Origin of the sequence: Xanthomonas sp. MLO165 (assembly GCF_018831305.1) — a bacterium.
GTDB classification, from domain to species: Bacteria; Pseudomonadota; Gammaproteobacteria; order Xanthomonadales; family Xanthomonadaceae; genus Xanthomonas; species Xanthomonas arboricola.
Genome location: NZ_CP029263.1, coordinates 661,672 through 686,842 on the forward strand (window position 1 = coordinate 661,672; position 25,171 = coordinate 686,842).

Below are 25,171 nucleotides of genomic sequence, written 5' to 3' on the forward strand. Positions count from 1 at the left end.
CTGGCAATGGTGGCGGATTATGCATTCCAAGACCAACCAACGGAGCACCCATGGGCAACCCGAAGACCCTCCTCATCACCGGTGTCAGTAGCGGTTTGGGCCGTGCCCTGGCCCGGCAAGCCGTCGCCCAGGGCCACGTGGTCATCGGTACCGTTCGCAACGCGGCGGCGAAACGCGTCTTTGAAGACCTCGCTCCCGGGAAGGTTCATGGCCGCCTCCTCGACGTCACCGACTTCGCCGCCATCGACGGCGTCATCGCCGAAGTGGAGGAGAATGTCGGCCCGGTCGACGTCCTCGTAAACAACGCTGGCTACGGCCACGAAGGCATCATGGAGGAGTCGCCTCTCAAGGAGATGCGCCGCCAGTTCGATGTCAACGTATTCGGCGCCGTCGCCATGATGAAGGCCGTGTTGCCGTACATGCGCCAGCGCCGCCGCGGCCACATCCTCAACATCACCTCGATGGGCGGCCACATCACCATGCCCGGCATCGGATACTACTGCGGCAGCAAATTCGCGCTGGAAGGCATCTCCGAGACGCTGGGCAAGGAAGTTGGTCCGCTAGGCATCGCGGTGACAGCGGTGGCGCCGGGTTCGTTTCGCACCGATTGGGCGGGGCGTTCGATGCAGCGGGCGCCGCGATCCATCGCGGATTACGACGCCATCTTTGATCCCATCCGCCAGGCCCGCGCGGAAAAGAGTGGCAAGCAGCCAGGCGACCCGGTGAAGGCAGCACGCGCGATGCTGAAGGTGATTGCCGCGGAAAATCCGCCGGCGCATTTGCTTCTGGGGAGCGATGCGTTGACGCTGGTGCGAGCCAAGCTGGCTGCGTTCGCAGCGTCCATCGCCGATTGGGAAAAGGTGACCATTTCAACCGACGGCTGAAGATGCGTCTCTGGTGCAGCGCACTTGCTAGCGAGGAGGGGGAGCGCGATGAGTCTTATCGCGAGCACCGATCGGCGCCCCTACAACACGGGGTAGCGGGGGTGGCACCGGGCAGGTAGTTCAGTTCATGAAGGGCAATGAACACCGATTCCGCGCTTCTGGCCCGTTTGCCAAAGGATGGAGTGACGGCTTTGGTGTTGATGAAACCAGACTTGGCGGACGATGCGTCGTACGAGTGCCGAACGACGTCGGTAGCAATCGGCCTTGTTGCTTACAAACCTCACGTCTGGATCGTGTCCGCCACGTCGGATCTCGCACCAGCTGGAAGAACGGATGACCCGTATCTGGAAAGGGCAAGCATCTGGTGATTTCTGACGGCGAATCGGTCATGCAGTATCGCCGGTGCAAGTGACAGGGTTGAGGTGTGCAGCACGTGTGTGTTGATGTGGACGGAGGCTGACTGACGCGCAAAACGTAGGGGGTTAGCATCGCTTGCCGTCATAGAGGAAGAGGTGGGGCTGCGGTTCGGGGTGCGGCGCCCACCACCCACTCTCCATCTTTCGGCTGCACTGCTCATGTTCAGATCCACTTGCATGACCCTCGCGCGCGCGTTGCGCTGGTGCGTCGTGTCGCAGGATGCGTGGGGAAGTTGGTGGGCAGCGGCACTTGGCCGAAGGCGCGGCGATCACGATGAGCTCGCGTGACGGGCCGCCCATGGCGCGCGGGCAGCCGTCGCTCGCCGAGAGGGACCGTCTCCGCGCCGAGTTCGACCAGGCACTGGCCGCACTGCATGCCGAGCTGTTGGTGTACCTGCGCCGCCGTACGCGCGATGCCGAGACCGCGGCAGACCTGGCGCAGGAGACCTTCTCGCGGATGATGGTGTACCGCGATGCGCCCAACATCGGCGACCGCCGGCTGCTGATGTACCGCATCGCGCACAACCTGGTGATCGAGCAGCGGCGCTCGCGTCAGCGGCGGCTGGCGGCGCAGCACGTGTCGCTGGACCAGGTTGCGCCGATCAGCGCCGACGAGGCCGGCGTGGACGAGATTGCCGATGCGCGCCAGACACTCGATGTGCTGCTCAAGCGCACCTTGCTCGAGCTGCCGCCGAAGTGCCGGCTTGCGTTCAAGCTCAGCCGGTTCGACGGGCTCACCTATCCGCAGATCGCCGCGAAGATGGGGATCTCCACCAAGATGGTGGAGAAGCACATCAGCCGTGCGCTGCTGGCGTGCCGCGCGGCGGTGGGGGAATTGCCGCAGTAACCGGGCTGCAAGACGGCTGGCTGGCGCCGCCGGAAGATGCTGGTAGCATCGTGCGCGAGGGCGCAGCAGACGGCCCGTCGGGAGTCACCAGCCATGCGTGCAGAGTCCGGGCGCATCCACGCGCAGGCGGCCGCCTATCTCGTTCGACGCGGCAGCGAGACTGCTGCCGAGCGCGCTGCGCGCGAGGCGTGGCTGGCTGCCGATCCGCGCCATCGTGCGGCCTACCAGCAGTTGCTCGACGTGGACGAACACGCGTCGGCAGTGCTGGATGATCCCGAGTTGCAGGCCGCCACTGCACGCGATCTGGAACTGCTGACGCCGGCCTCCGGCCGGCGTCGTCGCTGGCCCTGGCTGTTGCTGGCAGCGATGCTGGTTGCCGCGATCGGCTACGCGGTGCATCACCTGCTGGTGCAGTAGCGCGCACTCAGCGCTCGGCACTCAGCAAACCGCACTGCGTGTTGCGGAAACCGTTGAATGTGCGCTCTGTTGCAGCGCTGCCTGCATATTGCACACGTTGCTGGTAGGGCATTGCGCTTGCGCAACATCACTTGTTGTCGGGGGACGCAATGGCGATGGTGCCGCGCCCAGGACGCGAAGGATGCACATGCAAGCACGACGGGCAGTATCGGGGAGCGGTGTCGGTTTTGATCATGCACGCAGCAGACTGGCCTTGGCGGTGGTCTCGCTGCTGTCGCTGCACAACCTTGCGGCGCAGGAACGCACTGCTGTGCAACGCGTGCAAACCCCAGCGGTGGAAGCGGATGCGCAGCGCGGTGATGCGCCTGTGCACGTAGCCACGGCCGGCGTGCTCTGGTGATGGCGATGCAGGCGTAGTGGACGCGTAGCAGGTAGTGGGGAAAGGGCAATTGCATACACAGCGATGACGTGTCGGGCCCGGATGGGTGCCGAGCCATTTTGCGTGCGCAATGATTGCTCGAAAATCAAACAGTTAGTGATACTGGTCGCTGCCCGCCGCGCTGCGGTGCCCGCGTTTCAGCAGTCGGGTGCAGGACCGATCTTGCTCAGCTGGCGATGCGCGCCGGGTCGACCCGGAGTGCGCCGTCGGCGGGCCAACCCAGGCAAGCCAAAGGACGCAGCATGAAGACACGCACGTTACGCAACGCCATTTCCATCGCCCTGCTAGCCGTGGCGAGCGGGGCGGCAGGTGCGGTGGGGGCACGGGCAGCGACAGCGCAGGGGGCGACGCAAGCTCCGGCAGCGGCGCAGAAAACGCCGGCAGCCGTGGCACCGAACGCAGGCGAGCCGCCCAGGCCCGGCTCGCCGGAGACTGCGATTGCGGCGACCGCGCCGGCGCAAACCGCCGCGACCGAGTTGGAGTCCATCGAAGTCACCGGCACGCGCATCAAGGGCGGTGCAGTTCCGTCGCCGGTGATTTCGATCAGCGCGGCGCACATCCAGGAAGAGGATTTCAGCGATCTGGGCGAGGTGATCCGCAGCGTGCCGCAGAACTTCTCCGGTGGGCAGAACCCGGGCGTGCTGAGCGGCAATCTGGCCGGGGCCGGCAATGCGAACCAGAACATGACCGGCGGCGCGAGCCTCAACCTGCGCGGGTTGGGCGCCGATGCCACGCTCACCCTGCTCAATGGGCGCCGGCTGGCCTATGGTGGATTCACCCAGGCGGTGGACCTCAGCGCGATCCCGGTGGAGGCAGTGGAGCGGCTGGAGATCGTGGCCGACGGTGCGTCGGCAATCTATGGGTCGGACGCGGTGGGTGGCGTCGGTAATGTGATCCTCAAGCGCGACTACGACGGGGTGAGCGTTGGCACGCGCTTCGGGCGGGCCACGCAAGGCGGGCTCACCTCGCGGCAATACAGCGTTACGGCCGGCACCACCTGGCGCAGTGGTGGAGTGATCGCGACCTATCAGGACGCGTCCGCAGACCCCATCTACAGCCGTCAGCGTAGTTACACCACTCAACTCACCGACCCGTCCACGCTGTATCCGGGCAGCGACCTGCGCAGCGGGCTGCTGAGTGCTTACCAGGCGCTGGGCGACAACGCCGAATTGCGCCTGGATGCGTTACGCACTGAACGCGACCAACTGCATTTTTACGCTGTCAGTGGCCGCAACAGCCGGGTCACTCCGACCACCACCAGCCTGCTGCTGTCACCGAGCCTTGTGGTGTGGTTGCCCAACGACTGGACGCTGACATTGGGCGCCACCGACGGCAACAGCAAGCACGATCAATACCGCCAGGAGACGGCGCTGGCTAGCGGTGCGGTGAGCGTGACCGACCTGTGCTATTGCAACGACAGCCGCAGTTACGAGCTGGGCGCCGAAGGGCCGCTGTTCGCGCTGCCGGCAGGCGATGCGCGCCTGGCCACCGGGGTGGGGTATCGCAGCAACACGTTCCGTAACGTCAACCACGTCAGTGGCGTGGAGACGATCGACGGCAGCGAAAGCGCGCGCTTTGCCTATGCGGAGCTGAATCTGCCGGTGGTGGGCCCGGCGCAGGGCGTGCCCGGTGTGCAGCGACTGACGCTGACAGCGGCGGTGCGCGGGGAGGACTACAGCAGCTTCGGCGGGGTGACGACGCCCAAGTTCGGTGTGCTGTATGCGCCTGGCAGCGATGTGACGCTCAAGGCCTCGTGGGGCAAGTCGTTCAAGGCGCCCACGCTGTTCGAGCGCAACTACGCGCAGGAGGCGTGGCTGTTCCAGCCGGGCGCGTTCGGCGGGGTAGGCTTTCCCGCCGGGACGACGGTGCTGGTGGCCGATGGCGGCAACCAGGATCTGCAGCCGGAGCGCGCCATCACCCGCTCGGTCTCGCTGGCCTGGCACCCCGAGGCGCTGGATGGCCTGGAGGCGGAGCTGACCTGGTTCGGGGTGGACTACAGCAACCGCGTGTTGCAGCCGATCGCCAATGCCAGCCAGGCGTTGCGCAATCCGATCTACGCGCCCTTCGTGGACCGCACGCCGACGCCGCAGGCGCAGGCCGATGTGATCGCACTCGCCAGCCGGTTCTCCAACTTTGCCGGCGTCGCCTACGACCCGAGCCGGGTGGCGGCAATCATCTACACGCAGTACGCCAACGTGGCGCAGCAGGACATCGAGGGTCTGGACCTGAGCGGTAGCTACCAGGTGGCGTTGGCGCGCGGCACGCTGACCTTGCGCGGCTCGGCGAGCTGGCTGGACAGCACGCAGCAGACGTTGCCCGCGCAACCGACGTTCGATCTGTCCGGCACGCTGTTCAACCCGCCCAAGCTGAGCAGCCGCGTGGGCGCGGTGTGGAAGCAGGGCGGGCTTACCGCCTCGCTGTTCGGCAACTACCGCGGCGGGGTGCGCAACCGCGCCGACGGGGTGGAGTCGGCATCGTTCACCACATTCGATATGGCGTTGCGCTACGCCACCGGCGCACGCGGCGATGCGTGGGCGGGGCTGGAGTTCGGTGCGTCGGTGGACAACGCCTTCGATCGCGATCCGCCGTTGTATCGGGTGACCTCGCCGCTGTACGTGGCGCCGTACGACTCCACCAACTATTCGGCGATTGGCCGCTTCGTGAGCGTGTCGGTGTCCAAGCACTGGTGATGCGTGGGCTGCCTGCTGCAGCCGATGTATTGGCGATGGTCCTTGAGCGTTGCTGAGAGGAGTGTGTGCGTGAGGAATCACAAACCATGGCGCCTGCTGCTTGCAGGCGTGCTGATGGCGGCAGGTGCATGCGTGGGACATGCGCAAACGGTATCGTCCCAGCGATTGCTGGAGGTGGTGGATATCGGCAGCCCCACGCTGTCGCCGGATGGCCGCAGCGTGGCCTTTCGCACCGAGCAGGCAGCGGTGCAGCGCAATACCTACGACAGCGTCTGGTACGTGCAGGGCCTGCAGGACGCTGCGCCCAGACGCATTGCCGATGGCGGCGTGCCCTTGCGCGATTCGGCAGGCGGGTCCTTGCCTGCAAAGGTGCTGTGGTCGCCGGATGGGCGCTGGCTGTACTACCGCGCGTTGATCGATGACGTGATTGCGGTGTGGCGCGCGGCGGCGGACGGTTCCGGCGCGCAAGCGGTGACCCACGATGCGGCCGACGTGCAGGAGTTTTCGCTGGACGCGGATGGGCGGGTGCTGCGTTACCGCGTCGGCGCCACGCGCGCGCAGGTCATGGCGGCCGAACAGGACGAGTATGCGCAAGGCATCCGGATCGACGAGACGGTACCGCTCGGGCAGGGCCTGTTCCGCTCGGGCAATGTGCAAGGACGCCTGGCGACGCAGCGCTTCGGCACGGTGTGGTTCGATCGTACCGGCTTGTCGGCGGATGTGCCGGAGCATTGGGTGGCGCTGGACCTGGCGACGGCAACCACGCGGCCACTCGCGGATGCGCCGGTGCCTGCGGAGGAATCGCCCATCAGTACGCACGGTGTCGACGGTGACGTGTGGCAGTCCGTGCCTGCGCCCGGTGGTGCGGTGGCGGTGTTGTCGCGTGTGGGTGATGGCAAGGGCCAGCTATTCCGTCCGCAGGTGGCGCTGTCAGTCCTGCCCGGTGCACACGCCCGCAAGGCCGTGCGCTGCACCGCGGCGGCCTGCGTGGACAAGGCAATCAGTGCAGTGCAGTGGCGCCCGGGGAATGCGGAGGTGCTCTTCACCATCACCGATCCTGCATTGGGCCTGGCGCAATCCATCCAGCGCTGGAATCCGGCCACCGGGCAGGTGCGGTTGGTGGTGCAGGGGCGCGGTTTGATCAATGGCGGGCGTGACCCGGCGGCACGCTGCGGTGCCTCGGCCGTTGCGCTGGTGTGCGTGACAGCCGAAGCCGATCGCCCGCCGCGTCTGGAACGTATCGGCCTGGACGATGGCACGCGGCAGGTGCTGTTCGATCCAAACGCGGAGCTTGCAGCGGACATGGCGCGTGCAACGCCTGCACGGCTGTTGCAGTGGAGCGATGCACGTGGGCGGCGATACAGCGGGCAGTTCTTCGCGGCACACGGTACCGGCGCGGGCAAGCCGCCGTTGTTCGTCACCTACTACAGCTGCCCTGGCTTCCTACGCGGTGGCGTGGGCGATGAGTGGCCGCTCGCCGCGTTGGCGCAGGTCGGCATCGCAGCGCTGTGCATCAATCAGCTGCCCGGCTACACCATGGATGCGGTGGAACGGCACGGCGAAGGGCTGGCGGCGGTGGAAAGCGCGGTGGCGTTGTTGTCGTCACAGGCCGGCATCGATCGCACGCGGGTGGGCATGGGCGGGCTGAGCTTCGGCGGTGCGGTGACCCTGTGGACGGCCACCGAGTCGAACCTGCTGGCCGCCGCTTCGGTGGCCAACCCGGTGGTGTCGCCGTCGTACTACCTGTTCGGCAGCATGAAGGGCGAGCCCTTCCTCAAGGGGCTGCGCGACATGTGGGGCCTGGGTGCACCGGAGCAGACACCCGAGCGGTGGAAGGTGTTGTCGCCGGCGTTCAAGCTGGAGCGGATTCGTGCGCCCATCCTGTTCCAGCATTCCGAGCAGGAGTATCTGTACGCGCTGGATTACCTGATTCCCCTGCTGCGTGCGCAACGCGCCGAGCTGTACGTGTTTGCGAACGAGCCGCACCAGAAGTTCCAGCCGCAGCACAAGTTGGCCGTGTATGCGCGCAACGTCGATTGGTTCCGCTTCTGGTTGCAGGACTACCAGGACCCTGCGCCGGAAAAGGCCGCGCAGTATGTGCGCTGGCGTGCAATCAAGGCGGCACTGCCGGCGCGTGGGGACTAGCGTGTGTGGCGCAGCTGACGCGTGGCACGTTGGCATGCGGGCGCCACGCACCTACACAGTGCAGGCAACCTCAGCGCTGATGACGGACCCAGTTCTCGACCGCACACAGGTCAAAGATGCGCATGACGCTGTGGTCGCCGTCGGCCACTGTGTGGTCGAAATGGTGGCGCAGGGCATCGGCGTCCAGCAGCCCCTGGCCTGCAAGCCGACCCTGCAGCAGATAATCGCGGATCTGCTGCCTGCCCCGACGATAGACCGCGCCGGAGTAGTTCATGAAGGTGCCTTTGCTGCGGCGATGCAGAATCTGCGCAGGCAGCACATCCGCAAACGCATCGCGTGCGACGGCGCGATTGCGGCCGCCAGCGATCCACATCCAGCTCGGCACTGTCAGGCAGGCCTCCACCACCGGTTGCGAGAGCAGCGGCATGCGCAGGTGCCAAGATGCACTGCGCGCCAGTCCATCACGGAACACCTGGGTGCCGGCCAGATCGACGATACGTTCGCGGTCGCCGGGCAGGCTGTCGGGTGGGGCATTGAACCAGGGATGCGATTGCAATGGAATCTCAGCCTGCGTGCCTGGCAGGAACGATCGCTCCGGCTTGCGTGGAGGTCCGGCCTTGGCGAGGAGTTTCTTGATCGTCAACCTGCCTGCTTTCCACAGCGTGCATTGGTGCAGTTCGGCAAGTGCATGGACTGCGCTGAAGCCGGCGCGCAGGCCGCCTGCACGGAAGGCGTCTGCGGCGGGCGCGGCGGTTCTGGTGTTGCAGAACACGGTGTCGCCACCGCCGCCGGAAAAGAAACTGGTGATGGCCAGCTGCGTGCCGATCGCTTCTTTCAGCGCATTGGAGGCATGCTGCAGAAACCAGGTGCTGGGCGCGACCGCATGTGCCGGCGGTGCGAAATCGACTGGTGCAGCGTCGAACCCCAGCGTGCGCACGATCAGCTCGGTGCCCAATAGATCGCTCATCTGCCGGGCATAGTGCCGCTCGTCGGCGCCAGGCACCGGCGTGACCAGATTGCAGCACGCCACGCGCGCGGTGGTGTCTTTCAGGCATGCGGCGAGGATGGAGGAGTCCAGGCCGCCAGAGAGTTCCAGCAGCACGGACGCATCGGTCCGCGCCCAACACGTGACGCTGGAGGCCACCGTCTGACGCAGCTGTGCCTGTGCGTCGAGTGGGTCGTGCCGGCGCCGAGAGGCTGCGACGAAATCCCAGGGGTTCCAGACTTGCTCGACACGGCTGTGGTTGGACTGTAGACACAGCTGGCTGCCCGGCAGCAATTCGCGTACGCCGACAAGCCCGGTGCGCTCGGTCTTGAGGTGCGGGTAGTGCAGATGATGGGCGATGGAGTCCCAGTCGATCTCACGCGTGTACACACCGGCATGCGTGGCGATCGAAATATCTGAAGTGATGAAGCCATGCTGTAGCGCGTAAACGCATGCCACGCCGCCGGAAGGCTCGCGCATCACGGTGATGGCGCTCGGGTCCGCGCGCGGTGCATGCAACAGCAGGTACTCGCCCCAGTGCGTCTCGATCACGTGCCGTGTCCGTTGTGCTGCGGACAACGCATGCAGCGATGCGCCGTCCAGCAAGGGGGCGTTGTCGCGCTGCGAAAAGACATGGCCGATCAGTGCGCCACCACCAGGCAGGTCGAGCACGGGCGTGTCGTCTGAGGCATACAGGTCGATGTGCCCAGCGCGTTGCCGTAGCTGTAACCCGATCTGGCGCAACGACGCATCGACGCCGGCGCGTTCGCCATCGCGGTGCACCTGCGCATGGTTGAACAAGGCGATGTAGCGGTACATCACACCACCCGGATGGGGGTATGCGCGTGGACGTTGCCGACCGTGTCGTTCAGGACCAGATCGCCTGTCTGTACCCAGCAATGGGCCGAAAACGGATCGAGTGCGACTCCGAAGACAAGCTGGGCGTCGAGCTGGCGCCTACGCAGGAATCTTGCCAATGCGACTGAATCGAGCAGGCAGCGCATCTCGACCGGCACCCACACGCGTGCTCGCTGGAAGGTGGACGCTGCATCGGTGAGCCGTTGCTCGAGTCCGGCGAGCGAGCGTTGCTGCATCCCCCGACGCTGTGCTCCAGCGGAGAGGCTGCCAAGTACCCTGCCAAGCGGGGTGCGCTTCAATGCCAGGCGTGTGGACAGCACAAGTGCCAGCACCTCGAGCTTTTCAAGCAGCTGTGGTCGTCGCGCCGGTACAGCCATTTCCATCGCGCTACGCAAAACAGGCATGACGGGAAGCTGCGGGCCGGCGGTCGCTTGCGACCGCTCCATCAGCAAGCCCCGTTCGACAAGGTCGTTGATCTCCAGGTCCGACACCGGGTCATGTGCCAGGTAGGCGAGCAGGGAGTGCTCCAGTGCCTCGGGCAGACGGAAATAGCGGTCGTTGCCGACATCCAGGAACACCAAGCGATCGCCAATGCGGCAGAACGCTAGGTCGTCGCGCAATGTGTAGCGGTGCATGGCGCTGTCCTTGAGAGGGAGAAGGGGCGCACCGTTGCAGTGCGCCCCGTGGCCTGGGAAGTTGCTCACCGGCATGTACAGCCGAGTGGCGACCGCCGCGCGTTGGCAGCGCCTAGTCCTGGCTGATGCCCAGCGTGGTGCTGCCACCCATTTCTTCGCCTGCCAGTGGCCCGCCCTGCGTGTCCAGGCTTGCGATCCCAAGCACGATGAGATCCTGACCAAACGTCGTGGTGTGCGCGTCGTTGTTGCTGGTATCCATGGTCTCTACTCCTGGTGGGAGAGGCGTGCACTCAGGCACGCCTCGGGTTCACTCTTCGGAAATGCCAGGCACGTTGAAGCCGCCGATTTCTTCGCCAGCGAGCGGGCCGCCTTTGGTGTCGGTGCTGGCAACGCCAAGCACCGTGATCTCGCTGGATGCATCGCTGTAGGTGGTGTCATTGATGTTCATCGCTGTCTCCTGGTTGTGTCATGGGGATCCATGACGCAGACACGTTAGGAAACAGGTGTATTGATTTTCAAATTATTAAGTCGTAACACCGTCATAATTAAATGCACTATGTGACCGTCGTCGAAGATGACCACAAACCTGGCCGGTGGCGTCGCATCGTACCTTCGCGCCGCATCAGGCACAGGTTGCCGGCAGCTCGCAAGCACAGCATGCAGATCCCGCGATGTGCTGCGCTGACGACACTCAGTCGCCGAAGCTGGAAGCCTGATTGATGCGCTCATTCATCGCCGCCACGATGCGAGGCACGGCCTGGATGCGGCGTACGTGATAGGCATGCAACGCTGTCTGCAACGCGGCAAGGTTGCGCTGCTGCCAGTGCAGCGTGAGCTCTGCCAGTTCTTCTTCGAGAGAGTCGAGCAGGCCATGTTTGGCACGTCGCACCGGTGCCAACCGGTCGTTGGTCTGCCTGACGGCATGATGCAGCGACCAATGCGCCGTGGCATGGGCGATGGCGTCGAAGAGCTTCCAGGTCTGCTTGACCACGTCCGCAGGCGCAGTGGTGGGCTCCAACTCGCCAGCGGCGTGCGGTGTCGGTGCAACGCCGATATCGCAGGCCATCCGCAGCAGGCGGTCCATCCAGTCGTAAAGATCCCGAAGTGCGACCTCGGTGAGCAGCGGCACCTGCAAGCCATAGCGTGCGTGATCGATGACCAGGCCTTCGCCGACCAGGCGATGCAACGCAAGGCGTACCGGCGTGGGGCTGACCTTGAACTCGGCAGCCAACGTTGTCGGATCGATGCGCTGACCGGGTCGATACCGGCCGGATTGCAGTGCGTGCCTGACCTGCGTATAGGCGATGGTAGTTTTGGAGTGGATCCCATGCATGGCGAACTCCTTGTCTGACCGCGACTCCTCCCCTGGCCGGATCGTACATGCAATGGCTGCGGCAGGAGTTGCTGCGGTAGTCCTTTTTAGTCCCAGGCCTGTCCCATCGTGCTGCCTACGAGGCAGGCTCGGAGCCAATGCCCTGTCCCGACAGTAATAGTTTTGATAACGCACAAACTAGGTATTTAAAAAAAGGCCGCCTGGTATGCCAGGGCGGCCCTCGTGTGGAAGTTATCTGTTCCTGCCATTGCGTGGCACTCCCGTCGTGCCAGACGCTGTGCCTTGGTTAGCGGAACGACTCGCGCAGCCGCTTGCCTGCGTACTCCTGTGCGGCCTTCGCCTTGGCAACGACTGCGGCGCAACCGAAGAACTCGTGCGTCACGCCGGTGTAGACCTCACGCTCGACCGGTACGTTGGCGTCCTTCAGCGCATCTTCCAGCTTGGCGCCATCGCTGCGCAGCGGGTCGATGGTGGCGTTGATGATCGTCACCGGTGCCAGGCCGCGCAGGTTGGCGTTGACCAGGTCCAGACGCGTATCCGACTTGTCGGCGTCGCCGCGGATCAGGTGCCCCACGAACCATTCGATCATGGCCTTGTTCAGGGGCTTGGCGATGGCGTTTTCGATGTAGGACTCGGTGTGCAGACTGCCGGTCTGCCCGACCGGGTAGACCGCCAGGATATGCGTCGGTGCCGGCAGCCCCTTGTCGCGCGCGGCTACTGCCGTGGCGATGGCGAGGTTGCCGCCGGCGCTCTCGCCTGCAAGGGCGACGCGCTGCGGGTTGCCGCCGATGCTTGCCGCGTTTGCCAGCACCCATTCGTAGGCGGCGAGCGCGTCGTCCCAGGCGGCGGGGAACTTGTGCTCGGGTGCCTGGCGATAGTCGACCGAAACCACGATGGCGCCGGTCTCCTTGGCGAGCCCGCGCGCGCCGCCGTCATAGACCTCGGCATTGGCGATCACCCAGCCACCGCCGTGGAAATAGACGATGACCGGCAGTGCGGTGCCCCCCTGTGGGGTGTAGACGAAGGCCGGGAGATTGCCGGCGGGCGTTTCCAGCGTGTGGGAGGTGCGCTTGACGCCGGGCACCAGCGCCTCCGGGTCGGCGGACCTGCCCTGGTCGTGCAGGAGCTTCTTGACCGCATCGGCAATGGTCGGCTGCTGCCGGGCTTCGGCCGGCGTCAGCTTCTCGATGGCCTTGGGTTCGAGCGCATCGTGGGCCTGGGCCAGGTCGTGCATGTCGTCATCGGCACGGATGGCGCCGATGACGTTGGAGAGGGTGTCGATGATCGGGTTGGGCTTGCCGTGCTCTGTCATGTGGGCGTCTCGGTTGGTTGACCGTGACGCTAGCGGCGGTGCAGTCAATGGGGCGACAAGGGAGCTCGGCCGTTATGCACATGGCGGCAACATTTGCAGCAGGCGCCGGTGCAGGCACCTGCCGATTGAGAGCTCTTACCAATCCGTCGGCGCATAGTCCTTGAGGAACTGCCCCCACACATGCTCGCCGGTGTTGGCGCCGTGGATGATGGGGTCGACGATGCGCGCGGCGCCGTCGACGATGTCCAGGGGCGGATGGAAGCGTTCCTGCTGGACCTTGAGCGCGGCGATGTCCGCCGGATCCTCGTCGGTGACCCAGCCGGTGTCGACGCTGTTCATGTGGATGCCGTCGTTCTGGTAATCGGCCGCCGAGGTGCGCGTCATCATGTTCAACGCGGCCTTGGCCATGTTGGTATGCGGATGCCGGGTGGTCTTGAAGTTGCGGTAGAACTGCCCTTCCATCGCCGAGACGTTGACGATGTGCTTGTCGCGCTCGGGCGTGCGCAGCATCAGCGGCTTCAGCCGCGCGTTGATGATGAAGGGCGCGATGGCGTTGACCAGCTGGGTTTCCAGCAGTTCCACCGAGGGCACTTCGTCCATCAGCAGGCGCCAGGAGTTGCGCCCGCGCAAATCCACCTGCTGCAGGTCCTGATCCAGGCGTCCATCCGGGAACAGGTGCTGCTGGCCGACCAGTTCGTCGTCCAGCAACGCCACCTGCGACAGCTCGGCGGCGCGGGTGAGACCGTCGGCGCCGTCCAGGCCGCGGCCATGCACCGCCGGCAGCGCCATTGCCGAGGCATCGCGCAGCAGTTCGGGCGTGCGCAGGCCTTCGTAATGGCCGACCAGGTTGCGTACGGTTTCCGGCAACTCGTGCAGCGCGGCGGTCTCGCCGGCCATCATGTGCGCGTAGAACTGCGGCGGGCGGCGCACCGTCTGGCAGGCGTTGTTGATGATGAAGTCCAGCCGGTCGCGGGTGGCCAGCAGCTGGCTGCAGAACGCTTCTACGCTGGGGGTGTGGCGCAGATCCAGGCCGAACACCTGCAGGCGATGGCCCCATTCGCTGAAGTCCGGCTCCTGCGCATAGCGCGCAGCCGAATCGCGCGGAAACCGCGTGGTGACGATCAGTTCCGCGCCGGCGCGCAGCAGCTTCAAACCGGCCTGATAGCCGATCTTGACCCGTCCGCCGGTCAGCAGCGCCACGCGTCCGCGCAGGTCGGCGGTTTCGGTGCGCTTGAAGTAGTTCAGCTCGGCGCAGGCCGGGCACATCTGGTCGTAGAAATGATGCAGCTGGGTGAACTTCTGCTTGCAGACGTAGCAGTGGCGCAGTTCCGGCGAATGCGTGGGCTCCGGTGCGGCAGTGGCGTTCTGGCCGTTGTGCGCGTCGTGCAGGCCGGCGGCATGCGGCGGGAAGAAGTTGGGCGTGCTGAACACCGGTTTGCGCCGCAGCGCGCGGATGCCGCGCTGCTCGAGCAGCGCTTCGGCCTTGCGCACCTTCTCCTGGTGCCGCTCGCGCTCGCGCTGCTTGAGCAGCTGCCGCCGCGCCTTGGGCTCGGGGTGATAGACCCTGGCCACCACCTGGTGCAGCCGCACGCGGTCGGCCTCGGGCAGCGTGTCGAGCACGCTGCGGTCGGCCTCGATGGCCTCCAGCAGGTCCAGCGCCGCGCGCAGGCGGTCGGTCAGGGGCAGGTCGTCGGCGGGCGGGGGTGGGACGTTGGTGTTCAAGATGGATCCGGAAAAGAGCGACAGAAGGCGGAGCGCATGCAGCGGGCGGCGCGGTGGACGCGATGGATGGCGGCCAGCGGCCACGCTGGCCTGGACCGCTGCCGCCGCAGGCCGGAGCGTCCGGACCGCAGCTATTTTCGCCGATCCTTGGGTGCGCGCGCCAATGACAGGGCTGGATGGGCTGCGGCAGTGCGGGCGTCGCTGCCGGGGATGCATCCAATCGCCGCGCAGGGCGTGCGCCAGGTTCAGCTCTCAGCACGCGGCTGGAAGGCCTGCGTGCACGCGCTTGCATGCAGCGACGTGTTGCCGCCCGTCATGCGGGAGGCCGGGGTGCGATCGCATCCCGGATTGGATAATCTTTCCCCATACCGGAGGGGCCTCACGCCCGTCCATTCAAGGGGACATTGATGAAGAATTCCATGCTGGCTTTCGGGCTGGCCGGCTTGCTCTGTGCGTGTACGGTGGTCTCGCCTGATCCGGGACAACAGGCCGTGCTGGTGGATAAACCGCTGTTCTTTGGCAAGGGGGGCATCCGCCTGGACGATGTGCGTGATCCCGGGCGCACGTACACCTGGTTGACCACCTCTGCGTCGTATGTGGATGTCACCCCGCAAACCGTGCAGGTGGCCTTCGACGATTTCTCCTCCAGCGACAATATCCTGTTGGACTTCTCGACCCAGATCCAGTACCGGATCACCGCCCCGGCCTTGCTGCTGTCCGGGTTTGGGCAGGACTGGTTCAAGAACAATGTCGCCAGCCAGTACGCGTCCATCGTGCGCGATCAGGTCAAGCGCTACGACATGACCAAGATGATGAGCGACCCGGATACCGCCAGGAAGATCGACGATTCGGTCACCCAGAACGTCAGTGCGCTGGTCAAGCAACAAGGCTTGCCGATCCAGATCCAGAACATCACGCTCGGACGCGCGCGCCCCAATCCGGACGTGTTGCAGCAGATGAACCTCACCGCTGCGCAGCAACAGCGTGTCAAGACGCTGGTCGAGGCGACGACCGCAGAGCGGCAACGCGAGCAGGAACAGGTCGCCAAGGCCGATGCCGACAATGCATACCGCAACCGCATGGGCCTGACGCCCGAGCAGTACCTGGCCAGCCAGATCGCCGAGCTCAATGCCGATGCCTGCAAGAAGGCGCAGGCCTGCTACATGGTGCCTTCCGGCACGTCGGTGATTGCCAGGTAGCGTGCGCTGCCGGCCGACGGCAACGCGGCGCTCCTGTTGCCTTGCAGCGGTGGGTCTTCGGTCTGCAAACGCTGCTGGCTGCTCGCGTCCGCTCACGCCACCACGGTCGCTCACGCACTCTCCAGACCGGCTGGGCTAGGGTTGCGGCCTATTGTGGTAGCGGAGAAGGCAGCATGGGCCTGTTGGTCGATGGCAAGTGGCAGGACAGTTGGTACGACACCGACAAGAGCGGTGGGCGTTTCGAGCGCTCGCAGTCGCAGTTCCGCAATTGGGTGACGCGCGATGGCAGCCCCGGCCCGCATGGGGACGGTGGCTTTCAGGCCGCTCCCGGGCGCTATCACCTGTACGTGTCGCTGGCCTGCCCGTGGGCGCATCGCACGCTGATCTTCCGGCGCCTGAAAGGTCTGGAGTCGATGGTCGACGTGTCGGTGGTGCACTGGCTGATGGGCAAGCAGGGCTGGACGTTTGCGCCAGGGCCGGGCGTGGTGGGCGATGCGCTCCACCAGGCGCAGCATCTGTACGAGGTCTATCTGAAGGCGGATCCGCAGTATTCCGGGCGCGTGACCGTGCCGGTGTTGTGGGATCGCGAGCGCAACACGGTGGTCAGCAACGAGTCGGCCGACATCATCCGCATGTTCAATAGCGCCTTCGACGCGGTCGGCGCTGCGCCCGGCGATTTCTATCCGGCGCCGCTGCGCGAGCAGATCGATGCGATCAATGCGCGTGTGTACGACACCGTCAACAATGGCGTGTACAAGGCAGGCTTTGCCACCACGCAGGCTGCGTACGAAGAGGCGGTGGTGCCGCTATTCGAGAGCCTGGATTGGCTCGATGCGCGCCTGGGCCAGCAGCGCTACCTGTGCGGCGACCGGCTCACCGAAGCGGACTGGCGCCTGTTCACCACGCTGGTGCGTTTCGACGCGGTGTATGTCGGCCATTTCAAATGCAACCTGCGGCGCATTGCCGATTATCCGCAGTTGTCCGGCTACCTGCGTGAGCTGTATCAGATGCCGGGTATCGCAGACACGGTGAATTTCCAGCACATCAAGCATCATTACTACCAGAGTCACGACATGATCAATCCCACCGGCATCGTGCCGCTGGGGCCGGTGCTGGATCTGCAGGCGCCGCACGGGCGTGGCGGCTGATGCAGCTGTTCGCCGAATGCTGCCGGATATCCACGTGCTGCCCTAAGCTGTGCGCCTTCGATACGAACAGGAGTGATGCGTGCTGAATCATGTGATGGTGGGATCGAACGATATCGCGCGATCCAGGCAGTTCTACGATGCGGTGCTCGGCGGCGTCCTGGGGGCCGCCGAACCGCTGGTCAATCCTGCCAACTCGGGCCATATGCGCCTGTTCTATCGCCACGCCGGCAGTACGTTCGTTGTCAGCGAGCCGATCAACGATGCGCCCGCGACCAGCGGCAACGGCACCACCGTGGGCTTCAGCTGCGGCTCGCCCGAGCAGGTGCAGGCCTTCCACGACGCTGCGGTGGCGGCAGGTGGCATGTCCATCGAAGATCCACCGGGCGTGCGTGAGAGCCGCATGGGGCCGGTCTGGCTGGCCTACGTGCGCGACCCGGACGGCAACAAGCTGTGCGCGGTCTACCGGCCTGCGTAGGCTGTGAGACTTGCGCTGCTGCAACTGCCGCAGCGCGAACGCGCACCGAGTCATCGGTTCGCTATGGCGACGGCCATTCCACCGTCGCCATAGCGCGCCCTGTGGTTGCAGCGCGCGACAGGCTTAGGTGAGTGACGTCGCTAGTGCTTGGCCGCGTCGCGCATGATCAACGTCGCTGCGCCCACCGTGATCGCGTCTTCGACCACGCCGGTGCTGGTCTGGCCGTAGCGGTCGATCGCACGCATGCGCAGGTTGAAGGTGAGATAGGCGGCCGCCACTGCGGTGGACGCGCCCAGCAGTGCGGCGACGCCGCGCTGGTGGCGCGGAGCCAGGGCCGCGCCGACGATCACGCCGGTGGCGATGCGCGCGATCATGCCGGGCAGCACGATGCGGTCGGGCGCGGTTTTCATCTTGTCGCCCGCCAGCTCGCCGCCGGCAAGCGCGAGCATGCCGGCCGACGCCAGCGGATTGGCTAGCAGCGGCGGTGCGCCGTTGTCGGCAGGAAGCTTGCCGGTACGCGCAGCATTGGTCACCGCTGCCAGCGGCGTCATCGAGCGCATGCCGGCGACGGCGCCCATCAGGATGGAATGAATCAAAGCCATGTACACCTCTGCGTGTGCTCAACAATCGCAGGCGGAATGCACTGCGTGCGGCACGCTGTATGGATGTGCACACACTAGGCCGGCGCATGTATGGGCGTTGGCAAGAGCTTGTGCATGCCGTGCATTGGCGGCGCCCGCACGGCACTGGATGCGCTTGCGATGCGCTGCCGGGAATGTATCGGCTTGCGCCGCGCAACCCGGCGCGCGGCATTGAACTCAGGGAGCCTTGGTGCTCAACAGGAACTTCAGCCCATGGGTGATGCCGCGCGGTGCGACACTCAGGTGATCTTCGTCGTTGAGCACCTCCAGCTCCAGCTGCAGCGACGGATACTGTCTCGCGCGCAGCGTCTGCACCAGGTTCCTGGCATCGATCACCATGTCGTACTGCTTGTTGTAGCGCACCTGCTCGTATTCGCCGACATACATGTAGACCCGTGCCGGCGCATCGGTGTGTACCGCAGCGAAGCGCTTTTCCTGCGCGGCCGTGGCGTGCTCGCCGTACCAATACGAGGGGCTGCCAAGCAGATAGCCGGAAAACATCTGCGGTGTGCTCAACAGGATCTGGGTGCCGAGCAGGCCACCGTAGGAATGCCCGAGAAACAGGCGCTTGCCTTCGTCGGTTCGGTAGCGGCCGGCAATGAAGGGCAGCACCTGCTGGCGCAGGTAGGACGCGTAGGCCGTACTGCCACCGTGGGTTGCATTGGGCGGTGCGGTGCCGCCATTTTCCAGTGTCGGGGTGTAATCGCGCCGCCGGCTGGGCATTGGCTCGTCGCCCACCGCGTAGGACAGCCCGACCAGGATGAAGTCCTCGATCGCCGGCCCGTCGCCGTTCAAGCGGCGCGCGATCTGCCGCACCACCGGGAACGCATAGTCGCTATCGGTGACGTAAAGAACCGGATAGCGACGCTCCGGGTGGTCGGCGTAGCCGGCCGGCAAGCCGACAACGACCTGATAGCGGCGGCCTGATGCCGGATCCGGGACATCCCAAACCTGGCTGTCGACAATCTCGTACGGCTGGCCTTCGCCGCGTTGCCCAGCTAGCGCGGTCGCCATGGCCGCTTTGGCAGGTGCCGGTGCTTGCTGCGGCACAGCCGCCTTTTCCTGCGGTGCGGGTGGTGCATTGATGCAGCCAACCAGTGACAAGGCGAGCAGCCCTGCCGGCAATGCCTTGTTCAACGTTCTCTCCTGACCACGCGCGGCATTCCCGCGCATCAATTCAAACGGCCGACATACGCCAGCACGGGAGCAGCCGCCATATCGTTCGGGTTGGTGCCGGGCAGGCCTTGCGGCACGTCCATGCCCTTGCTGCGGTAAAAGTCGGTCCAGTACTGCGAGATCTTGCCGGTCTGCAGGTTCTTGAAGTTCATCGGTTGCAGGACGAACACGTGTTGGGCGCGAAACGCGCGTTCGATGAAGTCCGAGCAGTAGTAGCTGTTGTCGTCCTGCACGTAGGTCTGGTTGTAAGGCTTGCCGAGCATGCGCCGTGCCTGTGCGATGGCGCCGGGGATCGCATTGCGCTGTTCTTCCGTCAGCCGGTACACATGGATCTGCCGATGCTTGGCGTTGGCTTCTTCGACGAATGCCTGCAGCGGCTGCTGCCGCGAGCCTTGTTCGTCTGCGTGCAGCAGCACCTGTCCGGTAGCGTCATGGGCGAGCAGTGCCACATGATCGAAGCTGGGGGCATCCTGCCTGGCGGTGGCATCGTCGATGGCACCGCTCAGGCCGGTGCGGGCGGCGGTGACGAACAGCAAGTCGCCGTCCTGCAGCTGTACGGCGATGGAGGTGGTGGGCAGCAGTGCCAGTGCAAGCACGGCGAGCAAGAAGAGGGTGCGCATGGGAGGCCGGCAGATGGTGCAAGGGCCACCATTATCGCCAGGAACGCGGGCCGGCTGCCGATGCGCGATGCGCTCTGTAGAATGCAACTGCCAGCGGGCGTCGCCGCCGCCATCGCGTCGCGGCAATCCCTGTCCGTCTGGAGTGTTGCATGCGTGCTTCTTCTGCGTTGTCGCCGATCGGCCGGCTGTTTGCGGTGGCCGCCTTTATCGAGGGGCTGACCTGGGCCGGGTTGTTGCTCGGCATGTTGCTCAAGTACGGCACGCACACCACCGAGCTTGTGGTGTGGCTGTTCGGGCGCCTGCATGGCGCGGCCTTCCTGTTCTATGTGGCGGTCAGCGTGCTTGCCGCGCTGCGCCTGCGCTGGCCGTGGTGGGCGTGGGCGCTGAGCCTGCTGGCCGCGTTGCCGCCGCTGGTGACGGTGCCGCTGGAAATGTGGTTCCGGCGTATCGGTCTGTTGGGCCCGCGCGCACGCGCCGGTACCTGAGCATGTCGGCGCAGGCCAGGCAGCATTGATGCCGCGTGCTTTGCATGGCACCGCGCCAGACGATGGACTCCACAAACCGCCTTTGCCACCATAGGCGGACCAAGGAAGAGGCGGAGTGTCGCAATGCATTATTGGATGAGGGTGGCGACTGCCGCGCTGGCAGTGGCAATGACCATCACAGTGCCGGCTCGCGCGCAGACGCCGTCGCAACCGCTGGATCTGACGCCCTATCTCAAAAGCGACCAGTTCGAGCGGATCAAGATCTCGCCGACGGGTGAGTATTTCGCGCTCACCATGCCGTTGGAAGATCGCACCGTACTGGGCATCGTACGGCGGCAGGACAAGGTGGCCACCGCGAAAGTCACCGGTGGCGCCAATAGCGTGGTGGACGATTTCTGGTGGGCCAGCGACGACCGCATCGTGGTGTCGATGGCGCAGCGGCTGGGGTCGCGCGACGAGCCGATGGCGATCGGCCAGCTGCATGCCATCGACGCCGATGGCAAGAATGGCCGCCTGTTGGCCAGCCCCTATGGCACCAATCCGGATATCAACGGCGTGCAGTTGAAGATGGACCTGGAGCCAGGCACGTTCATGCTCGATACCTTGCCGGGCGATCCGCGCAACATCCTGGTGTCGACGATCCCGTTCGTCGGCGACCCGAACATCCGCATCGACAAGCTGGACATCCAGACCGGCCGGCGCAGTACCGTGGCGACCTCGCCGGTGCGGCGCGCAAACTTCGTGACCGATCAGCAGGGACGCATCCGCTTCGCCAACGGCGCCGACGTGAGCAACGTCAGCAAGCTGTATTACCGCGACGACGATGCCGCACCGTGGCGGTTGGTCAATGATGCCGCCAGCAGCGGGCATCGCGAATTTCCGCTCGGTTTTGCGGCCGATGGCAGCCAGGCCTATCTGCAGGTGGAACAGGCGAGCGGCACCGATGTGCTGGTGGGATGGGACCCGGCCAGCGGCAAATCCACGCCGTTGTTGCACGACGACACCGTCGACCCCTACCGGATCCTGCGCGATCTGGACGGCACCACGCCGATCGGCGCGTCCTACATGAGCGACCGGGTGCGCAACCGCTTCTTCGACGAGAAGTCACCGACGGCCAGGCTCTATCGCAGCCTGGAAAAAGCCTTCGACGGCAACGCGGTCTACATCACCTCGGCCACCCGCGACCGTCGTCTGGTGCTGGTGTATGTGTGGAGCGATCGCAATAACGGCGACTATTACCTGTTCGATACGGTCAGCAAGCATGCCGACCGCGTGTTCAGCCGCCGCGAGTGGTTCCCGCCCGATGCCGTCCCGGCGAGCAGGCAGGTAAGTTTCCAGGCGCGCGATGGCCTGCAGTTGCACGGCTATCTGACCCAGCCGCTGCATGCCGAGGCTGGCACGCCGCTGCCGTTGATCGTGATGCCGCACGGCGGGCCGTTCGACGTCTTCGACAAATGGGAGTTCGATGACGAGGCGCAGCTGCTGGCCGCCGCGGGCTACGCGGTGCTGCGCGTCAATTACCGCGGTTCGGCCAATTACGGGCGTGCCTTCACCCAGGCCGGCGCCAGGGAGTGGGGCGGGCGCATGCAGGACGATCTCACCGACGCCACCCGCTGGGCGATCGCGCAAGGCGTGGCCGATGCCTCGCGCATCTGTCTCTACGGCGCCAGTTACGGTGGCTATGCTGCGCTGATGGGCGTTGCGAAGGAGCCGACCCTGTATCGCTGCGCCGCCGGCTATGTCGGCGTCTACGATCTGGACATGATGGCGCGCGACACCGCGCGCTACGCGCGCTGGGCCAAGAACTGGACCGGCGACTGGCTGGGCGCCCGCGACACCCTGGCGGCACGCTCGCCGGTGATGCTGGCCAGGCAGATCAAGGTGCCGGTGTTTCTGGCGGCAGGCGGCAAGGACGAGCGTGCGCCGATCGAACACACCAAGCGCATGGAGCGCGCACTGAAAGGCGCCGGCGTGCCGGTGGAGGCGCTGTATTTCCCCAATGAAGGCCACGGCTTCTACACCGAGCCGCATCGTCGCGAATACTACACCCGCTTGCTGGCGTTCCTGAGCACGCAGTTGGGTGGCAGTACGGCGAAGTAGGTGGGTGGTGGTTCCATCCGGCGTTGTCCGGATGGAACGTGCGGCCAAGCTGCGCAGCGATCGGTGAGTGTCGCGGCCGGGGCCGCTCCTACGTGGCAGGGGCCTTCAGGTCGCCGGCTGCCATGCGTGCGTGCGCTCAGTTCTTGGGCATCGGTTTCATCTGGTAGTCGGCCGGTGGCGTGGCACCGAGCAGGTGTTGCACGAAGTAGTCCCAGCGGCGGCGGCTGACATACGGGGTGAGCTCGCCATAGCCGTGCTTGGCATTGGGCAGCATCAGCATGTCGAAGGTCTTGTTGGCCTTGATCAGGGCATCGGCCACCAGCAGGGTGAGATACGGCGGCACGTTGTCGTCCAGGGTGCCGTGCACCAGCATCAGCTTGCCCTTGAGTTTGCTGGCGTGGGTGGCGTTGGCCTGGTCGTCGTAGTTGGAGCTGCCGTCCTTGTTGACGATGTGCTCGCCGTGATACTTCTCGGCCCAGTCGTCCTCGTAGCCGCGGTTGTCGTGGTTGCCGCTTTCCGACCAGGCCACTTTGAAGAAGTCCGGGTAGCGCAGCATCGCGGCGGTGGATGCATTGCCGCCGCCGGAGTGGCCCCAGATACCGACGCGGCCCAGGTCGATCCACGGATAGCGCTGGCCGAGTTCCTTCAGGCCGGCCACCTGGTCGGGCAGGGTGTTGTCGCCCATGTTGGCGTACCAGGTGTCGTGGAAGGTCTTGGAGCGCCACGGTGTGCCCATGCCGTCGATGGCGACCACGATGAAACCCAGCTCCGCCAGCGATTGATTGTCGCCATGGCCGGCAAGGAAACTGCGGCCGCGGACCGAACCGGTCTGCGGGCCAGGATAGACGTAATCGATGATCGGGTACTTGCGCGCCGGGTCGAAGTTGCTGGGCTTGAACATCAGGCCGTACAGCGTGGTCTTGCCATCGCGCGCCTTGACCGTGATCGGCTCCGGCGGCACCCAGCCGGCGGCCTTGAGGCGGCTGATGTCGGCAGTGGCGATCGTGCTGACCGTGCGTCCGTCGCCGGCATCGCGCAGCAGCGTGACCGGCGGCGTGACCGAGGTGGAGTAGGTATCGACAAAGCGGGCGCCATCGGGTGCCAGCGCAATGCTGTGATCGGCGACTTCTGGCGTGAGCAGCACCGGCTCACCACCGTCCAGGCTCACCTTCCACAGCTGCTGGTAATACGGGTCCACGCCCGGGCTGCGGCCGACGCCGACAAACCACGCGGTGCGCGTCACCGGGTCCACGCGCAGCAGTTCGGTGACGTTGCCCTCGCCGGTGGTGATCGCGCGCTTGGGCTTGCCGGTGGCCAGGTCGTAGAGATACAGCTGGCCCCAATCGCTGCGCTCGGAAAACCACACCGCCTCGTTGCTGCCGGGCAGGTACGCCCAGTTGGCGGCGACCTGGCCGCTTTCGTAATAGGTCTTGGCGGTTTCGTCGAAGGCGGTGCGCACGTCGCCGGTGGTGACATCGGCAATGCGCAACCAGGCCTGCTTGTGGAAGCGCGAAGTGGACACGAAGGCCAGCGTCTTGCCGTCCGGCGCCCACTTCACATCGTCCCACAGGCCCGGCGAGCAGCTGACGTCATCGCACAGGGTGGAGCGGTGCTGGTCGGGCGGCAGTTTCAGCCGCAGCACGCTGCGCGTGGGCACGTCGATGACCACGCGCTCGATCATGGTCACGTCCTTGTCGCCGGCCAGCGGGTATTTCCACGACTGCAGTTCCGGATGCCCGAGCTTGGTGCTGACCAGGTACATGTCGCCGGTCTTGCGCTGGTCCTGCTGGAAAGTGGCGATCTTGCGTGAGTCCGGCGACCACGCAACGATGGCGTTGTCGCTGTGCTGCCAGCCGGCGTTGTCGGTGGCATAGCCGAAGTTTTCCACACCGTCGCGGGTGAGCTGGGTCTCCTGGCCGCTGGCGAGATCGCGCACCCACAGGTTCCAGTTGCGGATGAAGGCTTCGCTGCGCTTGTCCGGCGACAGCACGCCCGGCTCGGCCTTGTCCTTTGCGTACAGCTTGCTGCAGCGCGCACGCGCATCGCAGACCACGGCAGTGTCGCGCACGTTGAGGCGGTAGCGGCCATCGGCGGTGCGCTTGACCGCTGGGGCGAAGGTGTCGGCCTTGAGCGGCTTGTCGCCGGTCTTGAGCAGCGTATTGAGCGAGGCGACCAACGCGGACTGCTTGAAGATCGGCGCGCTCTTGCCGGTGGCGGTGTCCAGCTGCAACAGTTGGTTGCCCTTGGCATCGTGATCGACATAGACCACGTGGGTGGCGTCCAGCCAGTCGATGCGGGTGGCCTGGTGATCGACCAGCGGTTGCGCCAGATAGCTGGTGAGACGCTCGGCGCGGGCGTAGTCGGCCTCGGTCACGGCAGGCGTCTGTGCGCTGGCGAGTGCCGGCAGGGTGACCAGGGCGATGGCGGCGAACAGCTGCCGCAACGGCAACGGGGTGGGCATGAAAGACTCTCCGGGACGAAAGGAGCGCGCAACGCGGTCGGCGCGACCGTCCGATGCTACCGGCCATGAGGGCCGGGTGCCTCTGCCAGAAGTCGTGCTCGCGCCATTGTCGACCGGGGCGGACCGCACGCGTTTCGGCGGCCGACGCGGGGCGGGCCTGTGGTGGAGCGGTTGCCGAGCGCA

Annotated in this window: 22 protein-coding genes; 11 read left to right on the forward strand and 11 right to left on the reverse strand. The window is 65.6% G+C overall.

Going from position 1 to position 25,171, the window contains the following annotated elements:
* The first annotated feature begins 50 nt into the window (after nucleotides 1–50).
* From DGN21_RS02885 to DGN21_RS02910, 6 genes are all read left to right on the forward strand, one after another.
* A complete protein-coding gene (locus DGN21_RS02885) occupies nucleotides 51–884 on the forward strand; it encodes an oxidoreductase (protein WP_160955265.1) in 834 nt (277 codons plus the stop codon).
* A 137-nt stretch (nucleotides 885–1,021) separates the two neighbouring features.
* Nucleotides 1,022–1,252 (forward strand): hypothetical protein, encoded by a 231-nt coding sequence (locus DGN21_RS02890; RefSeq protein ID WP_126965214.1) that lies wholly within the window; start codon nucleotides 1,022–1,024, stop codon nucleotides 1,250–1,252.
* A gap of 322 nt (nucleotides 1,253–1,574) precedes the next feature.
* A complete protein-coding gene (locus DGN21_RS02895) occupies nucleotides 1,575–2,147 on the forward strand; it encodes an RNA polymerase sigma factor (RefSeq protein WP_226426886.1) in 573 nt (190 codons plus the stop codon).
* 93 nt (nucleotides 2,148–2,240) lie between these two features.
* On the forward strand, nucleotides 2,241–2,564 hold the full coding sequence (locus DGN21_RS02900) for a DUF4880 domain-containing protein (protein WP_160955266.1): 324 nt from the start codon (nucleotides 2,241–2,243) through the stop codon (nucleotides 2,562–2,564).
* A gap of 681 nt (nucleotides 2,565–3,245) precedes the next feature.
* Nucleotides 3,246–5,693: a TonB-dependent receptor gene (locus DGN21_RS02905; RefSeq protein WP_184577123.1), complete on the forward strand. Its 2,448-nt coding sequence runs from the start codon at nucleotides 3,246–3,248 to the stop codon at nucleotides 5,691–5,693.
* 69 nt (nucleotides 5,694–5,762) lie between these two features.
* A complete protein-coding gene (locus DGN21_RS02910; protein ID WP_252374683.1) occupies nucleotides 5,763–7,838 on the forward strand; it encodes an Atxe2 family lasso peptide isopeptidase in 2,076 nt (691 codons plus the stop codon).
* 70 nt (nucleotides 7,839–7,908) lie between these two features.
* Here the strand turns inward: DGN21_RS02910 and DGN21_RS02915 are convergent, their stop codons facing one another.
* From DGN21_RS02915 to DGN21_RS02945, 7 genes are all read right to left on the reverse strand, one after another.
* Nucleotides 7,909–9,642, reverse strand: a complete 1,734-nt coding sequence (locus DGN21_RS02915; RefSeq protein WP_126965211.1) for a lasso peptide isopeptide bond-forming cyclase — start codon at nucleotides 9,640–9,642, stop codon at nucleotides 7,909–7,911.
* The gene (locus DGN21_RS02920) at nucleotides 9,642–10,316 is read right to left on the reverse strand and encodes a lasso peptide biosynthesis B2 protein (protein WP_126965210.1); all 675 of its coding nucleotides are present in this window, start codon (nucleotides 10,314–10,316) and stop codon (nucleotides 9,642–9,644) included. The genes DGN21_RS02915 and DGN21_RS02920 overlap by 1 nt, the downstream gene beginning before the upstream one ends.
* A 112-nt stretch (nucleotides 10,317–10,428) precedes the next feature.
* Nucleotides 10,429–10,575 (reverse strand): benenodin family lasso peptide, encoded by a 147-nt coding sequence (locus DGN21_RS02925; RefSeq protein ID WP_016903880.1) that lies wholly within the window; start codon nucleotides 10,573–10,575, stop codon nucleotides 10,429–10,431.
* A 48-nt stretch (nucleotides 10,576–10,623) separates the two neighbouring features.
* Complete coding sequence (locus tag DGN21_RS02930) at nucleotides 10,624–10,764, reverse strand: lasso peptide xanthomonin 1 (RefSeq protein ID WP_104538648.1); 141 nt, start codon at nucleotides 10,762–10,764, stop codon at nucleotides 10,624–10,626.
* A gap of 243 nt (nucleotides 10,765–11,007) precedes the next feature.
* Nucleotides 11,008–11,649, reverse strand: a complete 642-nt coding sequence (locus DGN21_RS02935) for a GntR family transcriptional regulator (RefSeq protein ID WP_184428950.1) — start codon at nucleotides 11,647–11,649, stop codon at nucleotides 11,008–11,010.
* Between the two features lie 286 nt (nucleotides 11,650–11,935).
* Nucleotides 11,936–12,961, reverse strand: coding sequence for an alpha/beta hydrolase (locus DGN21_RS02940; protein WP_126965209.1), 1,026 nt, complete (start codon nucleotides 12,959–12,961; stop codon nucleotides 11,936–11,938).
* Between the two features lie 135 nt (nucleotides 12,962–13,096).
* Nucleotides 13,097–14,683: an SDR family oxidoreductase gene (locus DGN21_RS02945; protein WP_126965208.1), complete on the reverse strand. Its 1,587-nt coding sequence runs from the start codon at nucleotides 14,681–14,683 to the stop codon at nucleotides 13,097–13,099.
* A gap of 419 nt (nucleotides 14,684–15,102) precedes the next feature.
* Here DGN21_RS02945 and DGN21_RS02950 point away from each other — a divergent pair, with 419 nt between their 5' ends.
* From DGN21_RS02950 to DGN21_RS02960, 3 genes are all read left to right on the forward strand, one after another.
* Entirely contained in the window at nucleotides 15,103–15,882 is a 780-nt protein-coding gene (locus DGN21_RS02950; RefSeq protein WP_046345603.1) for an SPFH domain-containing protein, read from the forward strand.
* 173 nt (nucleotides 15,883–16,055) lie between these two features.
* Nucleotides 16,056–17,030 (forward strand): glutathione S-transferase family protein, encoded by a 975-nt coding sequence (locus tag DGN21_RS02955; RefSeq protein WP_126965207.1) that lies wholly within the window; start codon nucleotides 16,056–16,058, stop codon nucleotides 17,028–17,030.
* 79 nt (nucleotides 17,031–17,109) lie between these two features.
* Nucleotides 17,110–17,505: a VOC family protein gene (locus DGN21_RS02960; protein WP_126965206.1), complete on the forward strand. Its 396-nt coding sequence runs from the start codon at nucleotides 17,110–17,112 to the stop codon at nucleotides 17,503–17,505.
* Between the two features lie 140 nt (nucleotides 17,506–17,645).
* Here the strand turns inward: DGN21_RS02960 and DGN21_RS02965 are convergent, their stop codons facing one another.
* The 3 genes from DGN21_RS02965 to DGN21_RS02975 form a co-directional block, all read right to left on the reverse strand.
* Nucleotides 17,646–18,107 (reverse strand): membrane protein, encoded by a 462-nt coding sequence (locus tag DGN21_RS02965; protein WP_024937826.1) that lies wholly within the window; start codon nucleotides 18,105–18,107, stop codon nucleotides 17,646–17,648.
* A gap of 216 nt (nucleotides 18,108–18,323) precedes the next feature.
* Nucleotides 18,324–19,232 carry an alpha/beta hydrolase-fold protein gene (locus DGN21_RS02970; protein WP_241235224.1) on the reverse strand — a complete coding sequence of 303 codons (909 nt, stop codon included), beginning with the start codon at nucleotides 19,230–19,232 and terminating at the stop codon, nucleotides 18,324–18,326.
* Between the two features lie 86 nt (nucleotides 19,233–19,318).
* Nucleotides 19,319–19,942, reverse strand: coding sequence for a YiiX/YebB-like N1pC/P60 family cysteine hydrolase (locus DGN21_RS02975; protein ID WP_039531073.1), 624 nt, complete (start codon nucleotides 19,940–19,942; stop codon nucleotides 19,319–19,321).
* Between the two features lie 149 nt (nucleotides 19,943–20,091).
* On the opposite strand from DGN21_RS02975, the gene DGN21_RS02980 reads away from it, so the two are divergent.
* Together DGN21_RS02980 and DGN21_RS02985 are read left to right on the forward strand one after the other, a co-directional pair.
* The gene (locus DGN21_RS02980) at nucleotides 20,092–20,427 is read left to right on the forward strand and encodes a DUF3817 domain-containing protein (RefSeq protein WP_024937823.1); all 336 of its coding nucleotides are present in this window, start codon (nucleotides 20,092–20,094) and stop codon (nucleotides 20,425–20,427) included.
* A gap of 168 nt (nucleotides 20,428–20,595) precedes the next feature.
* Nucleotides 20,596–22,527 (forward strand): S9 family peptidase, encoded by a 1,932-nt coding sequence (locus tag DGN21_RS02985; protein WP_237475022.1) that lies wholly within the window; start codon nucleotides 20,596–20,598, stop codon nucleotides 22,525–22,527.
* A gap of 136 nt (nucleotides 22,528–22,663) precedes the next feature.
* Here the strand turns inward: DGN21_RS02985 and DGN21_RS02990 are convergent, their stop codons facing one another.
* Complete coding sequence (locus DGN21_RS02990; RefSeq protein ID WP_160955225.1) at nucleotides 22,664–24,988, reverse strand: S9 family peptidase; 2,325 nt, start codon at nucleotides 24,986–24,988, stop codon at nucleotides 22,664–22,666.
* Between the last annotated feature and the right edge of the window lie 183 nt (nucleotides 24,989–25,171).

Bases quoted from the DNA above. Each gene is read 5' to 3' on its own strand.
- DGN21_RS02885 (WP_160955265.1), top strand. From the start codon at position 51: ATGGGCAACCCGAAGACCCTCCTCATCACCGGTGTCAGTAGCGGTTTG.
- DGN21_RS02890 (WP_126965214.1), top strand. From the start codon at position 1,022: ATGAACACCGATTCCGCGCTTCTGGCCCGTTTGCCAAAGGATGGAGTG.
- DGN21_RS02895 (WP_226426886.1), top strand. From the start codon at position 1,575: ATGAGCTCGCGTGACGGGCCGCCCATGGCGCGCGGGCAGCCGTCGCTC.
- DGN21_RS02900 (WP_160955266.1), top strand. From the start codon at position 2,241: ATGCGTGCAGAGTCCGGGCGCATCCACGCGCAGGCGGCCGCCTATCTC.
- DGN21_RS02905 (WP_184577123.1), top strand. From the start codon at position 3,246: ATGAAGACACGCACGTTACGCAACGCCATTTCCATCGCCCTGCTAGCC.
- DGN21_RS02915 (WP_126965211.1), bottom strand. From the start codon at position 9,642: ATGTACCGCTACATCGCCTTGTTCAACCATGCGCAGGTGCACCGCGAT.
- DGN21_RS02920 (WP_126965210.1), bottom strand. From the start codon at position 10,316: ATGCACCGCTACACATTGCGCGACGACCTAGCGTTCTGCCGCATTGGC.
- DGN21_RS02925 (WP_016903880.1), bottom strand. From the start codon at position 10,575: ATGGATACCAGCAACAACGACGCGCACACCACGACGTTTGGTCAGGAT.
- DGN21_RS02930 (WP_104538648.1), bottom strand. From the start codon at position 10,764: ATGAACATCAATGACACCACCTACAGCGATGCATCCAGCGAGATCACG.
- DGN21_RS02935 (WP_184428950.1), bottom strand. From the start codon at position 11,649: ATGCATGGGATCCACTCCAAAACTACCATCGCCTATACGCAGGTCAGG.
- DGN21_RS02940 (WP_126965209.1), bottom strand. From the start codon at position 12,961: ATGACAGAGCACGGCAAGCCCAACCCGATCATCGACACCCTCTCCAAC.
- DGN21_RS02950 (WP_046345603.1), top strand. From the start codon at position 15,103: ATGCTGGCTTTCGGGCTGGCCGGCTTGCTCTGTGCGTGTACGGTGGTC.
- DGN21_RS02955 (WP_126965207.1), top strand. From the start codon at position 16,056: ATGGGCCTGTTGGTCGATGGCAAGTGGCAGGACAGTTGGTACGACACC.
- DGN21_RS02965 (WP_024937826.1), bottom strand. From the start codon at position 18,107: ATGGCTTTGATTCATTCCATCCTGATGGGCGCCGTCGCCGGCATGCGC.
- DGN21_RS02975 (WP_039531073.1), bottom strand. From the start codon at position 19,942: ATGCGCACCCTCTTCTTGCTCGCCGTGCTTGCACTGGCACTGCTGCCC.
- DGN21_RS02980 (WP_024937823.1), top strand. From the start codon at position 20,092: ATGCGTGCTTCTTCTGCGTTGTCGCCGATCGGCCGGCTGTTTGCGGTG.
- DGN21_RS02985 (WP_237475022.1), top strand. From the start codon at position 20,596: ATGACCATCACAGTGCCGGCTCGCGCGCAGACGCCGTCGCAACCGCTG.
- DGN21_RS02990 (WP_160955225.1), bottom strand. From the start codon at position 24,988: ATGCCCACCCCGTTGCCGTTGCGGCAGCTGTTCGCCGCCATCGCCCTG.